Origin of the sequence: Ureibacillus chungkukjangi, from assembly GCF_003217295.1 — a bacterium.
GTDB classification, from domain to species: Bacteria; Bacillota; Bacilli; order Bacillales_A; family Planococcaceae; genus Ureibacillus; species Ureibacillus chungkukjangi.
The window spans coordinates 43,005-58,827 of record NZ_QJTJ01000005.1; the positions used below are offsets into that span (position 1 = coordinate 43,005).

The window sequence follows — 15,823 nt, forward strand, 5'->3', positions numbered from 1 at the left end:
TTAGGGAAATGAGAGAGGTCGTAATTGTAGAGGGTGTCAGAACAGCTGTGGGTAGACGAAAGGGAGCGCTCTCGGGCATTCGTGCAGATGAGCTGGCTGCAGTGGTTCTAGATGAAGTCGTAAAACGTGCGGGTGTAAATAAAGGGGATGTCGAAGATGTAATTTTAGGCTGTGTGACTCAAATTGGGGAGCAAGGTTTAAATATTGCAAGAGCTTCTTTGTTAATAGCAGGCTTCCCAATACATGTACCTGGTGTAACGATTGATCGACAATGTGGTTCCAGTCAGCAAGCAGTACACTTCGCAGCACAGGCCATAGCGTCAGGGGATATGGAAATTGTAATAGCTGGTGGAGTTGAAAGTATGACACGTGTACCTATGTTTTCAAATAGCTTAGGTGTAGAACCAAGCTCAAAGCTAACTGACAAGTATTTGATTGTAAATCAAGGAATCTCATCAGAGTTGATGGTCAAAGATTATGGATTTAAGCGAGAACAGCTTGACGAATATTCTGCAAATAGTCATTTAAAAGCACTAGCTGCCATTAAAGAGGGAAGATTTGAGAAGGAAATAGTTCCTGTACAAATACAACAGGAGGACGGAACAACAAAGCATTTTTCAGTAGATGAAGGACCTCGTGAAGGTTCCACTGTTGAAGTACTTAGTCAGCTAAAAACAGTATTTTATGAAGATGGTGTCATTACTGCAGGTAATGCTAGCCAAATTAGTGATGGAGCATCAGCTGTTCTTTTAATGTCACGTGAAAAGGCGGACCAATTAGGAATTAAACCAAAGGCACGTATAATTGCTCGTAGTGTTGTTGGTTCTGATCCGACTTTAATGTTAACAGGTCCAGTTGAAGCCTCGAGAAGAGTTTTGGAAAAAGCGAATTTATCTATTAATGATATGGACACATATGAGATTAATGAAGCGTTTGCTCAAGTACCTCTAGCTTGGTTAGAGGAGTTAGAAGCTAATCCTGAAAAACTAAATCCAGACGGAGGGGCAATCGCACTTGGTCATCCATTAGGCGCAACTGGAACGAAACTTTTGGTTACTCTTATGAATCGACTAGAGCGTACAAACCAACGTTATGGTTTATTAGCAATTTGTGAGGGGATGGGGATGGCAAACGCAACCATTATCGAGAGGCTGACATAAAAATTCATATCCAATTGTAACTATTTCAATTCCATTAACTACCAATCTGGTACTTGATGTTCTATAATGAACTAACAAGTAAAAATGAAAGCGAGAACTATTAAATTGAGTAATCACGATAAATACCTACTGAAAAACTTTTCAATTGGGTTACCGAAAATCATGACTTATGAAAATGAAAAACAAGTAGAAACGGCCATTTGTAAGGAAGCAGTTATTGAAGCATTTCTAACAAAGAATGGTTTTGTTGGGGATGGTGTTGCGGATTTAAAGAACCATGGGGGACCTGACCGTGCTGTTTGTGTCTATCCATTTGAACATTACGCACTATGGGAAAAGGAATTTGGTATTACATTGCCAAAATCAACCTTTGGAGAGAATATTACAGTGACAAATATGCTTGAGGCAGATGTATGTATTGGAGATATATACAAGCTTGGAGATGCAGTAATTCAAATTACACAAGGTCGTGTTCCCTGCAGCACGATCAATAAAAGAGTCGGGCTTCCATTAATAATGAAAAGGATGGTGGAGACTGGTTTTACAGGGTACCTTTGTCGTGTATTAGAAGAAGGAAATGTGTGTGCGGATTCAAAAATTACCTTAATAGAAAAACATCCAAAAGCTATTTCAGTTCTTTTTGGCAACGAAGTTTATTTCAGAAGAGCAAAGGATGCTGAAGCTATGAAAACTCTTCTATCCGTGGAAGAGCTTGCAGGAGAATGGAAGGGGTATATGACGAATAGATTAGCAAAACTAGCCTCATCCTAAAAAAATGCGTACTCAGTTCAGCTAATTGAACTGAGTATTATAATGTGCTGATTAGTAAAAAAGTAATATTTTTACAAACTCCAATAAAAAATTCGGAAAATCTGTAACTTTCTTGTCGTTTTTATAGTCTATATTATGAGAGCAATTTACATAAAAATTTTGGACATATGAAAAGTTAGCTAAAACGTTTTGAGGTGATAAAATGGATAGGGATTTTATAATCCGAATTATTTCAGAAAATTTCAAGAATTTGAGAAGAGAAAGTCACTATACACAGGATAAGATGGCAGAAATAGTAGGGGTCTCCAAAAAAACAATCATCCAAATTGAAAAAGGAAGAGGGCTAGCAGATTGGACAACATGCATTGCAATTTGCGCTATATTCCGTGAAAGTGACATACTACATAAAATTTTCGGTGGGGATCCTTTAGAGGTAATTGAAATTACTGTTCAAGATGTGAATATCAGACCGCAGGAAAAAACGATGGGCGGACATATCATGTGGAAGAACATAACTGAATATAAAGGCTTTAAGCTTCAAAGAAATGTAATAAGTAAGCATTTTCGAATTTTAGATGAAGAAAATTATCGCTTAATCAGTACTTTTAATGAAGATGTGGCACATGAGATGTGGCAAGATATTCAAAAGACAATTTAATGATTAAGCTAATGCTTATAGATTGAAGAAGTTTTGCAAGATTGGTTACAAAACTTCTTTGTATATCTATTAAATCAAATCATCAGGGAATATTATAATATTTTATATAAATAATATTCATTTGTTGGTGCTCCATCAATCATTAGTGAGTGTACCTTTTCACCTTCTAATACAAAGCCCATTTTTCTATATAAATTAAAAGCTCTATCGTTTTCCTTGATCACTGTTAGTTCAAGACGAGTGATTCCGTTTTGTTTAGCCCAAATAAATAATTGCTCAAATAATGACTTTCCAATGCCTTTTCCTCGGAATTCTTCTAGTAAGCCAATAACGATATACGCCCGATGCTGTGTTCGCTTAAGGTTATTCCCAATAGCAGCGATAAACCCGGCAAGTTCTTCTTCAACTTCTGCTACTAACATAATCGAACGGTTATCTGCCAGGATTTTTTCTATGAATTTCTCTTGCTGTTCTAGAGTAATCTGTTTTTCACCTGGTTCATAAAGCATAAAACCAGACTCATCAATTTTCTTATTTAAATTAAGATAATTTTTTGTATCCTTTAATTCAATCGTACGTATTTTCATGGAAACTACCTCCCTTTATTTAGATAGTTTACCATATTTATCAAATGAGTCGCTGCTAAATTTTAATGTAGAATTCCTCACTAATATAGTCATACTAATTAGTAATTGATTTAAGGGAGAGAACTACTATGCGAATTGAATTAGGCTTCGGGTTGGACATTATAGGTGATATTCATGCTTGTTTTGAAGAGTTTATGACATTACTTGATAAATTAGGCTATCAAAAAAATAGAGAAGGTCTATATATACATCCAGAAGGACGGAAAATACTATCTTTGGGCGATGTTATGAGTAGAGGACCACAGTCAATTGAATGTATGCTGTTCTTCTTAAGACATGTGGAAGCAGGCCAAGCTTATATGATTGATAGTAATCATGGATGGAAGATTGCCCGCTGGTTAGAGGGAAGAAAGGTTCAATTGAAGCATGGTGATGAAAATGTTCAAAAGGAATTTAAGAATTATGAGTTAAAGCACGGTAAAAAAGAAACTTTAAATTTAAAGGCAAGGCTGAAAACATTACTTATGGATGCACCCTCTCACTATATCGTCTCTAATGAAGGTGAAGATCTAGTTGTTTGTGCACATGCAGGTATTAAAGATGAATATATAGGTAATGAAAATTCAAGAATAAAAGACTTTTGCCGCTATGGAGATGTAGCAGGGATGGATGAAAAGGGAAAGCCAATAAGAAGAGACTGGTTTAAAGAGCATAAAGGAGACCTACTAATTTTATGGGGACATGATCCAAAACCTGAGCCACTTTTAATTAACAATACTCTTAATATTGATCAAGGTGTTGTATTTGGAGGCAAGCTTACATGTTTTCGTTTCCCAGAAAGAGAGTTTGTGTTTGTAGAAGCATTGGAAAACTACTCAGGTAAAACTGGAGCAGATAATCCGATTGGAAAATAGCTTCTTTATGAAAATGTGGTCATTGTTGCATAGCACGATGACCCATTATGAACTAATAAAGGAAGGAAGAAATATTAAATTTCTTAAATTTGTAGATATTTAATGTAAAATTTTATAAAATATGTGTAACTTTTAATCTATAATTATGTCAGATTATTATGAAAAGTATATATGTGATACATAGAATAGGGGACTGGGTATGTTAAAGGATCTATCAAAAGAGCAGTATCAATTCATACTAAAAGAAATACAGCAGTTTTTTTTGAATGAAAGGCAAGAAGAGTTATCTGAATATGAAGTCGAAAAAATGCTTAAGTTTTTTAATGAAACAATATCACCGATTATTTTCAATACAATTATAAATGATGTATTTAATGCAATTGATAAACAATGCCAAAATTTAGAGGAAGAGCTATTAAAGCTAAAGCTACCCGGCTTGAGTAAATCATTAAACTAAATTAAAAATGTCCTACTAGTATGCAGCTTAACAACTAGTGGGACATTTTTAATTTAATAGTTTTTAGTCAAAGAAGAATGCTCCGACATAACCAAGCAGAAGAACAAACCCAAAAATTACGAAACTAACCAATGAATTAGTATGCAGCATTAATTGTGAGGCAAGCATTGGACCGAAGCTTGCACCAATAAAAAGTATAAAAGCATTAAAAAGAATGGCTGTTCCTCTTTGTGCGGCACTATTTTTATTTATCAGTGAAATATTTACTGGTACTAGTAATGCTATACAAGCAATGAAAAATAAGCTGAATAGTATAGACAAAATCGGATTAGGGCTAATCGCCATTAAGAATAATGAAAGCGAAGCCACTAACAAGCTGCACTTAACAGACTGTACTACACCAAATTTTCTCGTTATGTTATTAGCGAAAAGACTTGTTGTAACAGCAATTAGACCCGTTGCTCGTACAATAAGTATCTGTTCGTCAGTGAAGTATAAGGGTTTAGCTGCTAGGTATGTCCCCAAAATTGTATACATACCTATTAAAGAGAATAGCAGCATAAAAGATATAAGGAACGAAATACAAAGAGAACGATTTATAAATAAGTTTTTAATATTTATAAAGTTTGTTAAGATGCTATTTTCATGTTTAACTCTCGTGTCTTTGGGTAAGTAGACGATAGTAAGGATGGAGGTAACAATATAAAATAGCCCCAGTAGTAAAAATATGTAGTGCCAGCCAAAAGTCTCTTGGACAAGTGTGGAGAAAACCTGGGCGACTACACTAGCAATCAAAAAAGAAGAAGAAACAAAACCTAAAGCTTTAAGTCTTTTTTCAGCAGGTAAAACGTCTGCTATATAGACTAACGAAATGGGAACAAAAGCAGAAGCACCCATAGCTTGTAGGATACGAAGTATGAGAAGTAGCTCATAATTTTCGACAAATCCGCATAAAATGGTGATGATTGTAAGAAAGGTAATTCCATATACTAAAAACACCTTTCTACCAAATCGATCTGAAAGCGGTCCATAGATTAAGCTTGAAAAGGCATAGCAAAGGGAAAAGGCACTGCTTAACCAAATAGCTTTCGTTTCATTGATAGAAAACTCAGATATCCAGGTTGCTGTAAGAGGGATTGTAATATACATGGACATTAAGATAGTAAGTCCAGCAAAAGTTAATATAAATGTAATTAAAGGGTAGTTAACGGTTTTGAGATTATCATCATTCATAAAAAAACTCCTTTTAGAAAGAATTTAAACCCAGTTAGACAGATTAACTCTTGTCTAACTGGGCTCATAATCGGATAGATATTGTATTGTATTATTAATAAAAATTCCTCCTTAACCCTTAAGCTACTTTATGACTGTATATATTAAGCAATGCATCGAGTTCCTGACTACAGGTTACAGTTTCTGGATGTGTGAAACCTAAATTATTAGCTTTCTTATACATATCTTTTCTTTTCATCTCAATTAGTAGCTTTAAAATTTGTCTGTAAAATTTACTTCTCATTCAAGTAATCCCCCATGGTTTAGTATTATATTAATTGCTTAATATAATTTGTTAACTTTAGTAATTGTATATTACTTCTTTTGAAAATTATGTCGGTTCGTGGTTGATAAATGAAAATTCACATTTTTGTCACATTTAGCATTAATATTCTATAATCGTTTTCTTCAACTCTGATGTGTTTAAGCTTTTAATTCTGCGTAAATCTAGTAACCACCTGATAGATAGTGATGAATTAAATATTCAAGACTTGTTTTTTATGGAAGTAGAAAGTCAATTTATTTTGTCAAAAAGACTCTTTTTAAAGTCGACAAAAACTCGAAAAATGACGATTTTTTTAGAAAAGAATGGGTTGAAATTTGAAAAATAAGCGCGAGTTAAATAGTTTGAAAATTTAAAATTTTTAAAGCTGTTAATTATATTGATATACCTATTTTGTACGCAAAATTAAGCTTTTCATTTACTTTTTCCTATTGTTAGAAGAAATTAGTTTATATTTATTAAATAAATTTAAAGAGATTATAGAAAATGTATAAAATAGTATACAAAGACTGTACTAAAATATTTTAATTGATAGGAAATTAATTTACAATATTTTTCTTTTTTAATATACTTATGGAGATTTTAATGAGAGAAGGTTGAACTATAGTGCAAACAATTCGAGTAATTACACAAGAACAATTAGACCAAGCATTCGAAATTCGTAAAGAGGTATTTGTTATAGAGCAAGAAGTTCCTTTAGAGGATGAATTTGATCAATTTGATCAGCTAGATAGTAATTGTAAGCATATTCTTATAATGGATACAGACAAGTGTGTAGGAACAGCGAGGCTTAGAGAGGTAGACGGAACTGGAAAGCTCGAAAGAATCTGTGTTTTAGAGCCATTTCGTAAGCTGGGGCTTGGAAAAGTAATTGTTCGTGAATTAGAGGAAATTGCAAAAGAAAAAGGATTAAATAGAGTGAAATTACATGGACAAACACATGCAGAAGCTTTTTATAAAAATCTAGGTTATGAAACTTCATCGGACGTCTTTATGGAGGATGGTATCCCACATGTTCTAATGACTAAAAAGATATAATTCTTTTGACATTTGAAATAGCGGAGGATATATATGAAATCTTGGACGAAGGATATTGTGATTGAAGTTCCTATTGAACAGGTATGGAATTTGTTAAATGGAAGCTTAGAAGATATGCAAAAAATAATGCCTGCTGTTGTAGCGCATGAGCCTGTTAAATTGACAGATGAAAAAATAGGAAGTATTTACCTTCAGAGGTACCGTGAAGGTAATCGCGAACAAGAATATGAAGTACAAACATTAGATTATATTAATGACGATTTTTTTAAAAAACTAAAGGTTGGCTTTACTTTAGCCAAGTTGTTCAAAATTACAGCAGAATATGAGTTAAAGAGTATTGAAACCAACAAAACAAATTTTAGATATACAACGACAAATACCCCTTTAAAATGGTTTTTAAAGCCACTAGTGAAATTTGCTTCTGACAAGGTAGTCGTTCAATTTGTTGAACGTGTAAAAAAGGAAGCAGAGCAACAAGCATTACAATCAAGCGGACAGCTTTAAAAACTGTCCGCTCTTTTTCATTTTAGGAGCATTACCTTACCAATAGTTTCTCCAATTTCTCCGTTAAAACAAATATTTCCTCAATTCGTAAAAAGAATTTTAAAAGTTTAAATCTCATTTTAATAAAAAATAATAATTTTAAATTCATATGTTTGTTAGTTTTGGACAAACTAAAGGGTACAACAAGAGAGGTGTTGTTATGATTATTGAAAGGTCTTCAAATTGGCGAGAGGACTTTATTGAACGCTTTGAGCAAGATGGTCCATGGGATAGCTGGACACTTTATAACATGAGCTATGAGATAGAAAAGATGAACTTAATACCTGAATTTTCAGGCCTACAGGCACCAAAATTTTTAACAAATATACAATTGCTCCCACATCAGGTAGAGGCTGCGCAAACCGTAATTGAAAAAATGAATGGAAAAGCAATTTTGGCTGATGAAGTAGGGTTAGGTAAAACGATAGAAGCAGGGCTAATTATGAAGGAGTATATGATTCGCGGAATCGTAAAAAAAGTCCTCATATTAGTGCCGGCATCCTTACAAAATCAATGGGTAACAGAGTTAAATATACGATTTTTTATACCAGCCATAGCTTATAGAAAGAACACGCCTATTGAGAGCTACGATGTAGTTGTAATGAGTATGGATACGGCCAAAAAGAGCCCGCATCGAGAGAAAATCTATGAACAAGACTATGACATGATTATTATTGACGAGGCTCATAAACTGAAAAACCATAAAACACAAATTTATGAGTTCGTACAAAGCTTAAAAAAGAAGTTTTGCTTATTATTAACGGCTACACCGATACAAAACGATATATTTGAAATTTTTTATCTTGTGTCATTATTAAAGCCGGGCCACCTAGGTAATTACGAGACATTCCAGGCTTCATTTGCAGCTACTAAAAACTCCATTGATGGGGAAAGGTATTTAAAGGAACTCGTAAATCAAGTGATGGTAAGGAATCGAAGACAGGATACCGGCATTGAATGGACAACGCGTAAGGTTGAAACTATTCCGATTCAATACACTCCTGAAGAGAGAGAGGTGTATGACATGATTAGTGAATTGAAAAACGTGTCATCCGTCTTTTCTAGCTCCTTTACTATGGTAACTCTACTTAAGGAGATGTGTAGCAGTAAGGAAGCAACATTCTTAACGTTAAATAAAATGCTGCAAAAAAGTATCACAAAAGAAGAACATGATTATATAGAAGAAATACTAGCAAAGCTCATAAAGCTAGAAATCAATTCGAAGGCTGAAAAAGTCATTGAAATTATAGAAAAGGCAAATGATAAGGTGATTATTTTTACCGAGTACCGCGCTACACAGGCATACCTCCAATGGTATCTCTATACTAAAGGCATTACGAGTGTATTATTTAACGGGAAGTTTAGTAAAAGTAAAAGAGATTGGGTAAAGCAATTATTCCGTCAACGAGACCAAGTCCTAATTGCAACTGAATCTGGTGGTGAAGGGATCAACCTTCAATTTTGTCATCATGTTATCAATTATGACTTACCATGGAATCCTATGAAGCTTGAACAACGAATTGGACGTGTGCATCGTTTAGGACAAGAAGAAGATGTGCATGTATATAATTTAGCCATTGAAAATACCATTGAGCAAAAGATATTGGATTTACTAGAAAGTAAAATTGACGTCTTTGAGAAAGTTGTAGGAGAATTGGATGATATTTTAACTAGGAAAGCTTAATTTTTGTAAATTCGAAATGAAATAAAGTTGATAGTGTAATGAACAAAAGGAGGAAGCATAAGGATGTATGCAGAACAAGTTCATGACTATTTAAAAACGTTTTTTAAAGAAACCGATTGTGAGATTGTATCAGACGAGGGACATATGCTTTCAGTACAATTAACAATTGATATGGACAAAAGAATTATGAATCGTCCATTTTATTGGCAGTATATCGAAGCAACGAATAGTCCAGCAAATCCAGCTCGGTTGAATTTAATAACAGATCGTACAAAAATCCAAAATCAGTTTTTAGGAGAAATTATCCACTTTGGATCTGGTAGACTACATCAAATATTTAAATCCACGAAAGAATTAGGTTCCTTTGTACGTATGTATCAGCATGGAAATGAAGGAAGTAAAATGCTAACTCCATACTTCTGTGTTAATTACAAGGTATCCTATTATTGCGACCAAACTAAGGAAGTGCTTTACTCTTTAGGAATTAACTTAATCAATGGTGAAATAGAAGATAATTTCCATGAATTTGTTACTAAGCTTGCGCTTAAGCCAACTATTCCAGAAAAAAGTTTTTGTCTGCAATATATTATAAAACCCAAAAGAGCCCTTGAACGTCTGGATTCCATGATTCAAAATATTATTCAAAATGATGACCATTCATGGGCGGAAGAAGCAAAAAAACGATGGGATAAAGAGCTGGAGGTCCTCGACTATTTCTATGAGGGAGTAGAAGAAAAACCAGAAAGCTATGAAATCGAAAAAAAGGGACTAGAAGAAAGATTTAACCCCCGCATAAAAGTAGAAATCATTAATGGTGGTTTGTTTTTCTTACAATAAAGGGAAATTAAACTTCTTAAATGCTCAAGTATTTTTTGAGCATTTTATTATGTGAAAAAACGATATTTAATTGTGCTTAAAGTGAATAGAAATCAGTCTGAATGGGATAACTTGATAGAAAAGAGCATCTTAGAAGGAGAAAACTTATCATGCGTAAAAATTACATCTATGCCATATTATCTATTGCATTAGTTATAGGTATTGTCGGATATTTTGCAATTGATACGACAGAACAAGCGCCTGTTGAGGACAAAGAACAATTAACAGCAACTGGTGTCTATTGGTCGTATACAGGTGAAACAGGACCTGAACAATGGATGAATGTGAATTCAAATTATGAAGCATGTGGGAGAGGTGAGCTTCAATCTCCTATTAATATTGAAATAAAAGAAACTGCAGATCAACAAGAGGCTGTAAAATTAGCAGAACAAATTTCACTTAACTATGACCAGGCGATTTTTGCAGTAGAAAATAATGGTCATACAATTGAAGCTAATTCGACAACCCTTGAAAACTCGTTATTAATAAATGATAAAGAATACAAGCTTACAGGTATTCATTTCCATTCACCAAGTGAGCATCAGTTAAATGGACAATATTTTGATATGGAGGCTCATCTGTACCATGAGTCAGAGGAAGGAAAATTAGCTGTTATTGGATTATTCATTCAAAGTGGGGAAGAAAATCAAATATTAGCAGAAATGTGGGACGAAATACCAACAGACGGTAAAGAAGCAGCGAAAATATTAAAAAATCCTGTTGATTTACAGCTACTATTACCAGAACAGAAAAGTGTTTACCAATATGTTGGTTCTTTAACAGCTCCTCCTTGTACAGAAGGTGTAAATTGGTTTATTTTAGAGCAGCCTATAGAGATGTCAGACAAGCAAATCAACCGATTCAGCTCCATATTCCTACAAAACAACCGACCAATCCAAGAGTTAAATGGACGAGATGTTTATAAATTTAATCTAAACTAAATAAAAACGCGATTGGGCTAAAATTCCTAATCGCGTTTTTAAAATTATTTTTTGTTTTTGTCTTTATTAAATGTTTCGACATCGATTAAACGGGCACCAACCTTATGCAGGATATCTTCAATTTCCTTGATTGCTGCCTCGTGAGCATCTTTACCAAGAGTTAGAATGACTCTTCTTAAGTACCAATTATCATCATCAAGTGTAAAAACACTATGAACAGAAGTTTTTTTCTTTACAAGGGTTAGGACTTTTGCCAATATTCCTTCTGTATCGGGCAATGCAATGGTTAATGCGTAGCTTCCCGTTTTGTAGCCCCATGCCTCTTCAAGTAATTCAAATACCTTTGAATGTGTAAGAATACCTGTAAAATTTTCTTCCTCATCGACAACAGCAAGATAAGGAAGCCTTTTGATTGAAAAAAAGCTTTCAAAAAATGAGCTTTCTTCAGAGATTGTTCCATCCTGATCACGTGCCAGCTCAATGATCGGAATTTCTTCCTTTTCATGCTCTAGCATATGCTCAAGAATTGATACTTTATAAGCGTTTCCGATAAATTTTTGTCCGCTATTATCCAATATTGGAATACAGCGGTAACCTGATTCTTTGAGCTTTTTAAGTACCTGTGCTGTTGTTTCGGACTCTTTACACCAAACAACGTCATTTTTCTTCAATAATCTTTGTTTAATAATCATTTTGTTCGTCCCTTCTAATTACAAAACTCAATACAAGCAAGCAAGATAGAGATTTGGGCAAATGAGTTTCATTATATTTTATAATATGAATAGCCTTTTGGAGATATACATAAACAAGGTATAAATAAATAAGAATTGTAAAAGATAAATGGACACAATATTGAAGGTTGTGTACAAAAAAATATTTATAGGAGGGGAACATGGGAATAGTATATCGACTTGCATTAGTTCTTGTTATTGTAGGTGCAATCAATTGGGGGTTAATTGGGCTATTCCAGTTCGACCTTGTGGCAACACTTTTTGGTGGCCAGGACACGGCTTTATCAAGAATTGTTTATAGTTTAGTCGGATTAGCTGGATTACTGAGTATCCCATTACTATTTAAGGCATATGAAGAAGACGATGTAGAGCTTACAAATAATAACCATAGTAATGCCTACACTAATATGAATTATCAAACTGAGTTTGGTGAGGAAGCTGATTTAAATGAAGTGCAAAGAAACCGTACTACTGACGTAGATCAAGCTACACGTTTTCCTAAAGTTGAAAACAAACGAGCATTAGAGTTATATGAAAATGATGGTAAAGGGAAAGACAAAGGGGATAAGGATAGCATGGTTTAGGTCATTTATGAGTGGGTAATTAAACATTACCCGCTTTTTTTATTGGAAAATTTTAAGCGGTACTCTCATAGAAGAGAATACCGCTTTTGTTCTTACTCTGCAAAAAATTCGAATTTTTTAGGAAGGGTTATTCCTAATTCTTGAAGGTCTAACTTCGCCTGCTCTACACGTTCTTTTACTTTTATTTTCGATGCATTGTCAAGCTTCTCAAAGCTTTCATGCATTGGATGCTTAGGTATTTCAACACCCAACTCTGCTAGTTTTTTATGTGCTTCTTCTTTTGTAATTTTACCTAATTTTTTATCATTGAAGATTGCTTTTGCTTTTTTCTTAGTTGCTTCGTCTAGGTTTTCAAATACTTTGCATTTTTTATGCTCTGGTGGCTCTACTCCAAGCTCTGTCAGCTTTTTATGTGCTTCTTCTTTTGTAATTTTACCTGATTTTTTATCTTTAAAAATGGCTTTAACTATTTCTTTTGTTTCATCATCTAACTTTTCCATTTGTTCATGGAACTTATTTTGAGGAATTTCAATGCCCATCCCTTTTAAATCTGCCTTTAATGAGCTTAAGACTTCATCGACCTTTGCTTTTGTCTCATCATCTAATTGATCATACTCATCATGGAAATCGTGTGTATGAGCGTATGCAGGTGCAATCGTTGTACCAAATAAGCCTATAGAAATAACGGCAGTAAGGAAATAAATCCAAAGATTGTTTTGTTTTTTCAATGTACTCACTCCTAAGTGTTTTATTTATTTTAAATAGGTAGGGAAGTGAAAAGAATCTAAAATCTCACCACCTTGATATCTTCTCTATCTGTTTCAATTCCCAATATAAAAAGTGACAAAATGAGTCACTTATCACATTTCATATTTTGTGTCACCACAACTAGAATAATGTAACTAAATTGAAATTCTTTTTCCAAATAAGTTATAAAGTAATTCCAACTTTTGAATGGTAACCCATATTTTGGGTAATAATATTTATAATTGGAAGAAAGAGGTGTTATAATGAGTTATGCACATTTATTGCTTGTATGTTTGTTAATGATAGGATCTATTGCACTGGTTATGTATTATTTAGGAACCAAAATTTCATATAATTACATACTGTATAATGGCTCAGTCAGCATCGGATCTGGGGTGGTTTTCTTTGTATTTAAAATCCTACTAACAATGGGAAAAGTCGGTCCAATTGAACAAGTATTAGATGTCGTTATTACTTTATTGCTTCTAACAGTTTGGCTTGTAATCCTTATTGAAACTTTTACTGTAGAAGTAATGGAAAATGGTCGTGAAATAAAAGCAAGCATAATTTCAATGGTGAAGTGGATAAAAATGGTAGAAATAAAAACCTTGCCACAGCAAATTATTCAGAAAATAAATATAATTTCTGTAAAAACAAAAAACTACATGGTTAAAAATAAGCTGACTATAAAAATTCAAAAATTAATTGGCGAGCAGATTAAGCAAAGAGAATTAAATAAAAGGGTGTGATCAATATTGAAGAAGGCTGTTTTTTTAGATCGCGATGGTGTAATCAATGAGGTATTAACAAGCCGAGTAAAATTTGTAAACAAACCAAGGGATTTTTATTTTTTGCCTGGTGTGCCCGAAGCTGTAAAAAAGCTAAATGAATTTTTTGATTATGTATTTGTGGTAACTAATCAAGGTGGCGTCGGGTTAGGTTTTATGAAGGAAGCTCAACTTATTAAAATTCATGAACATATGATTAGTGAATTAAAGAAATCAGGTGCAATAGTACATGATGTAGCCTATTGTGCGCATAAACCAAAAGCGGGTTGTGAATGTAGAAAGCCTGGCAGTAAAATGATTATAGATTTGGGGAAAAGGTATGAAATCGACTTATCAAAATCATTTATGGTAGGGGACACCGATACAGACATCCAAGCAGGGAAAAAAGCTGGAACAAAAACAGTATTTTTAGGCGAAATCGATCCAATTGCAGATGCTATTTTTCCAGATTTAGCTACTGCTGCTGATTGGATAATAGAGAATTCCAGAAATTAAAAATAACCACTTTTGATGTAGCCAAAAGTGGTTATGAAATGCCTCTATTATTTTCTTTTCTTTTTATCAAGAGCACTAACTAGAGGGACCTTCTTAATAGCTTCTAATTCTATTTGTACATGGTATTTGTTTTCTTGGACTTCACTTACTTGTGTAACAATTCCTTTTCGACCCTTTAATTTAATTTCAGAGCCCTCTGTCGGAACCTCATTTAATAATTTACTTATAAATAGTGTGTTTCTTTCATAAAAATGAACTGCGTACATAATCTATCTCCCTTCAACTAAATATACTTACATTCTATGAAGCTAAATTAATTGTAGAAGGGAGAAATATGTAAATAGAGAAATTTTTCAACCCAGTATCTCTTTTTAGTAAATAAAAAACTAATTCGTAGGGAGTACACGAATTAGTCTTGTAATTAAGATTCTCATTCTATTTTGTAACAGTTTCTTTATAATACTTATTTAATGTCATCAGAGCACTACCAATTCTCTCGTCCTCAGGGATAATCATTCTTGTAACACCGCGCTCCTGTAGTGCCTTTCCAGTAACTTTTCCAACAGGTAGGGCTAGCACATGATTCTCGAAAGCGTGCAGAAGCTCGCCATCCTGGTTGTTTTCTACTGCATAATTAAATAAGAAACGAACCTGTTGAATACTTGTAAATCCTACTGCATCTACTTTGCTTGTAAGTATTTCATTCATTATTTGATCCAAAACCTCTTTTTGAGGTGGAATATGCTCATAAGGGATTATTTCTTTAAAATCAGCCTGCTGACCTTTTAACCAATTGATGAGCTCTACTGCAGGATCGCCATAAAGTTGTACAGCAACAGTTTTATCTTTTAAATCATGGTCGTGCATTTCACGGAGTAAGCCTGAAATACTACCATCATCATCTCTCACAATAGGAACCAATCCTCTCTTTTTCAAAGCGTTTGCTGATTTATAACCTCGTATAGCAATATTCATCTTTTCAAGAGCTGCTTGCAAAGCTGCTTCTAACCCCATTTCAGCAGCGACTTCAAATAATTTTTCAAAGCCGATACCTGTTGTGAAAATGGCCCATTCAAAGTGACCGTTTATAATTTCTTTTACTTCAGAGCCAATAAAACTTGAATCAAAAAATACAGTTCCCTGTGCAGGGCGATGGACAGCACTTCCACCAAGCTGTCTAATAATATTTATTTGTTCATCTATTTTTCTTGTCCCTAATAACGCGATGCACTTGTGATTTAATCCACTCATCCAACATTCTCCTCATTAATTAATAATTCTATCTTAACAAAAA

General features: G+C 33.8%; 20 protein-coding genes. 13 read left to right on the plus strand and 7 right to left on the minus strand.

Annotated elements, in window-relative coordinates; all coding sequences use genetic code 11:
• Window positions 1-8 precede the first annotated feature (8 nt).
• From BJ095_RS05695 to BJ095_RS05705, 3 genes are all read left to right on the plus strand, one after another.
• Entirely contained in the window at window positions 9-1,160 is a 1,152-nt protein-coding gene (locus BJ095_RS05695; protein WP_107933222.1) for a thiolase family protein, read from the plus strand.
• Window positions 1,161-1,322: 162 nt separating this feature from the next.
• The gene (locus BJ095_RS05700) at window positions 1,323-1,931 is read left to right on the plus strand and encodes an MOSC domain-containing protein (protein WP_235867591.1); all 609 of its coding nucleotides are present in this window, start codon (window positions 1,323-1,325) and stop codon (window positions 1,929-1,931) included.
• Between the two features lie 202 nt (window positions 1,932-2,133).
• Window positions 2,134-2,589: a helix-turn-helix transcriptional regulator gene (locus BJ095_RS05705; protein ID WP_107933226.1), complete on the plus strand. Its 456-nt coding sequence runs from the start codon at window positions 2,134-2,136 to the stop codon at window positions 2,587-2,589.
• A 92-nt stretch (window positions 2,590-2,681) separates the two neighbouring features.
• On the opposite strand, the gene BJ095_RS05710 is transcribed toward BJ095_RS05705, so the two are convergent.
• On the minus strand, window positions 2,682-3,176 hold the full coding sequence (locus BJ095_RS05710; protein ID WP_107933228.1) for a GNAT family N-acetyltransferase: 495 nt from the start codon (window positions 3,174-3,176) through the stop codon (window positions 2,682-2,684).
• Window positions 3,177-3,304: 128 nt separating this feature from the next.
• On the opposite strand from BJ095_RS05710, the gene BJ095_RS05715 reads away from it, so the two are divergent.
• Complete coding sequence (locus tag BJ095_RS05715; protein ID WP_107933230.1) at window positions 3,305-4,090, plus strand: metallophosphoesterase; 786 nt, start codon at window positions 3,305-3,307, stop codon at window positions 4,088-4,090.
• Between the two features lie 199 nt (window positions 4,091-4,289).
• Window positions 4,290-4,547: a DUF2164 family protein gene (locus BJ095_RS05720; RefSeq protein ID WP_107933232.1), complete on the plus strand. Its 258-nt coding sequence runs from the start codon at window positions 4,290-4,292 to the stop codon at window positions 4,545-4,547.
• A 63-nt stretch (window positions 4,548-4,610) separates the two neighbouring features.
• On the opposite strand, the gene BJ095_RS05725 is transcribed toward BJ095_RS05720, so the two are convergent.
• Together BJ095_RS05725 and BJ095_RS05730 are read right to left on the minus strand one after the other, a co-directional pair.
• The gene (locus BJ095_RS05725) at window positions 4,611-5,780 is read right to left on the minus strand and encodes an MFS transporter (RefSeq protein ID WP_107933234.1); all 1,170 of its coding nucleotides are present in this window, start codon (window positions 5,778-5,780) and stop codon (window positions 4,611-4,613) included.
• Between the two features lie 118 nt (window positions 5,781-5,898).
• Window positions 5,899-6,063, minus strand: a complete 165-nt coding sequence (locus tag BJ095_RS05730; protein WP_107933236.1) for an aspartyl-phosphate phosphatase Spo0E family protein — start codon at window positions 6,061-6,063, stop codon at window positions 5,899-5,901.
• 645 nt (window positions 6,064-6,708) lie between these two features.
• Between BJ095_RS05730 and BJ095_RS05735 the strand changes: the two genes are divergently transcribed.
• The 5 genes from BJ095_RS05735 (at window position 6,709) to BJ095_RS05755 (ending at window position 11,184) form a co-directional block, all read left to right on the plus strand.
• A complete protein-coding gene (locus BJ095_RS05735) occupies window positions 6,709-7,140 on the plus strand; it encodes a GNAT family N-acetyltransferase (protein ID WP_107933238.1) in 432 nt (143 codons plus the stop codon).
• Window positions 7,141-7,173: 33 nt separating this feature from the next.
• On the plus strand, window positions 7,174-7,644 hold the full coding sequence (locus BJ095_RS05740; RefSeq protein ID WP_107933240.1) for an SRPBCC family protein: 471 nt from the start codon (window positions 7,174-7,176) through the stop codon (window positions 7,642-7,644).
• Window positions 7,645-7,843: 199 nt separating this feature from the next.
• Window positions 7,844-9,367, plus strand: a complete 1,524-nt coding sequence (locus tag BJ095_RS05745; protein ID WP_107933241.1) for a DEAD/DEAH box helicase — start codon at window positions 7,844-7,846, stop codon at window positions 9,365-9,367.
• A gap of 63 nt (window positions 9,368-9,430) precedes the next feature.
• Entirely contained in the window at window positions 9,431-10,204 is a 774-nt protein-coding gene (locus BJ095_RS05750; protein ID WP_107933243.1) for a YqhG family protein, read from the plus strand.
• Between the two features lie 149 nt (window positions 10,205-10,353).
• Window positions 10,354-11,184 carry a carbonic anhydrase gene (locus BJ095_RS05755; protein WP_107933245.1) on the plus strand — a complete coding sequence of 277 codons (831 nt, stop codon included), beginning with the start codon at window positions 10,354-10,356 and terminating at the stop codon, window positions 11,182-11,184.
• A gap of 44 nt (window positions 11,185-11,228) precedes the next feature.
• Here the strand turns inward: BJ095_RS05755 and cbpA are convergent, their stop codons facing one another.
• Window positions 11,229-11,876, minus strand: a complete 648-nt coding sequence (gene cbpA, locus BJ095_RS05760) for a cyclic di-AMP binding protein CbpA (protein ID WP_107933247.1) — start codon at window positions 11,874-11,876, stop codon at window positions 11,229-11,231.
• A 200-nt stretch (window positions 11,877-12,076) separates the two neighbouring features.
• Here cbpA and BJ095_RS05765 point away from each other — a divergent pair, with 200 nt between their 5' ends.
• Window positions 12,077-12,499 carry a DUF378 domain-containing protein gene (locus tag BJ095_RS05765; protein ID WP_107933249.1) on the plus strand — a complete coding sequence of 141 codons (423 nt, stop codon included), beginning with the start codon at window positions 12,077-12,079 and terminating at the stop codon, window positions 12,497-12,499.
• Between the two features lie 92 nt (window positions 12,500-12,591).
• Here the strand turns inward: BJ095_RS05765 and BJ095_RS05770 are convergent, their stop codons facing one another.
• Window positions 12,592-13,227 (minus strand): hypothetical protein, encoded by a 636-nt coding sequence (locus BJ095_RS05770; RefSeq protein ID WP_107933250.1) that lies wholly within the window; start codon window positions 13,225-13,227, stop codon window positions 12,592-12,594.
• Between the two features lie 282 nt (window positions 13,228-13,509).
• Between BJ095_RS05770 and BJ095_RS05775 the strand changes: the two genes are divergently transcribed.
• Window positions 13,510-13,995, plus strand: coding sequence for a hypothetical protein (locus BJ095_RS05775; protein ID WP_107933252.1), 486 nt, complete (start codon window positions 13,510-13,512; stop codon window positions 13,993-13,995).
• A 6-nt stretch (window positions 13,996-14,001) separates the two neighbouring features.
• Window positions 14,002-14,529, plus strand: coding sequence for a D-glycero-alpha-D-manno-heptose-1,7-bisphosphate 7-phosphatase (locus tag BJ095_RS05780; RefSeq protein WP_107933254.1), 528 nt, complete (start codon window positions 14,002-14,004; stop codon window positions 14,527-14,529).
• Window positions 14,530-14,576: 47 nt separating this feature from the next.
• Here BJ095_RS05780 and BJ095_RS05785 read toward each other — a convergent pair whose 3' ends face one another.
• Window positions 14,577-14,795 (minus strand): hypothetical protein, encoded by a 219-nt coding sequence (locus tag BJ095_RS05785; protein ID WP_107933255.1) that lies wholly within the window; start codon window positions 14,793-14,795, stop codon window positions 14,577-14,579.
• 169 nt (window positions 14,796-14,964) lie between these two features.
• The gene (locus BJ095_RS05790; RefSeq protein ID WP_107933257.1) at window positions 14,965-15,780 is read right to left on the minus strand and encodes a uroporphyrinogen-III synthase; all 816 of its coding nucleotides are present in this window, start codon (window positions 15,778-15,780) and stop codon (window positions 14,965-14,967) included.
• Window positions 15,781-15,823: the final 43 nt, after the last annotated feature.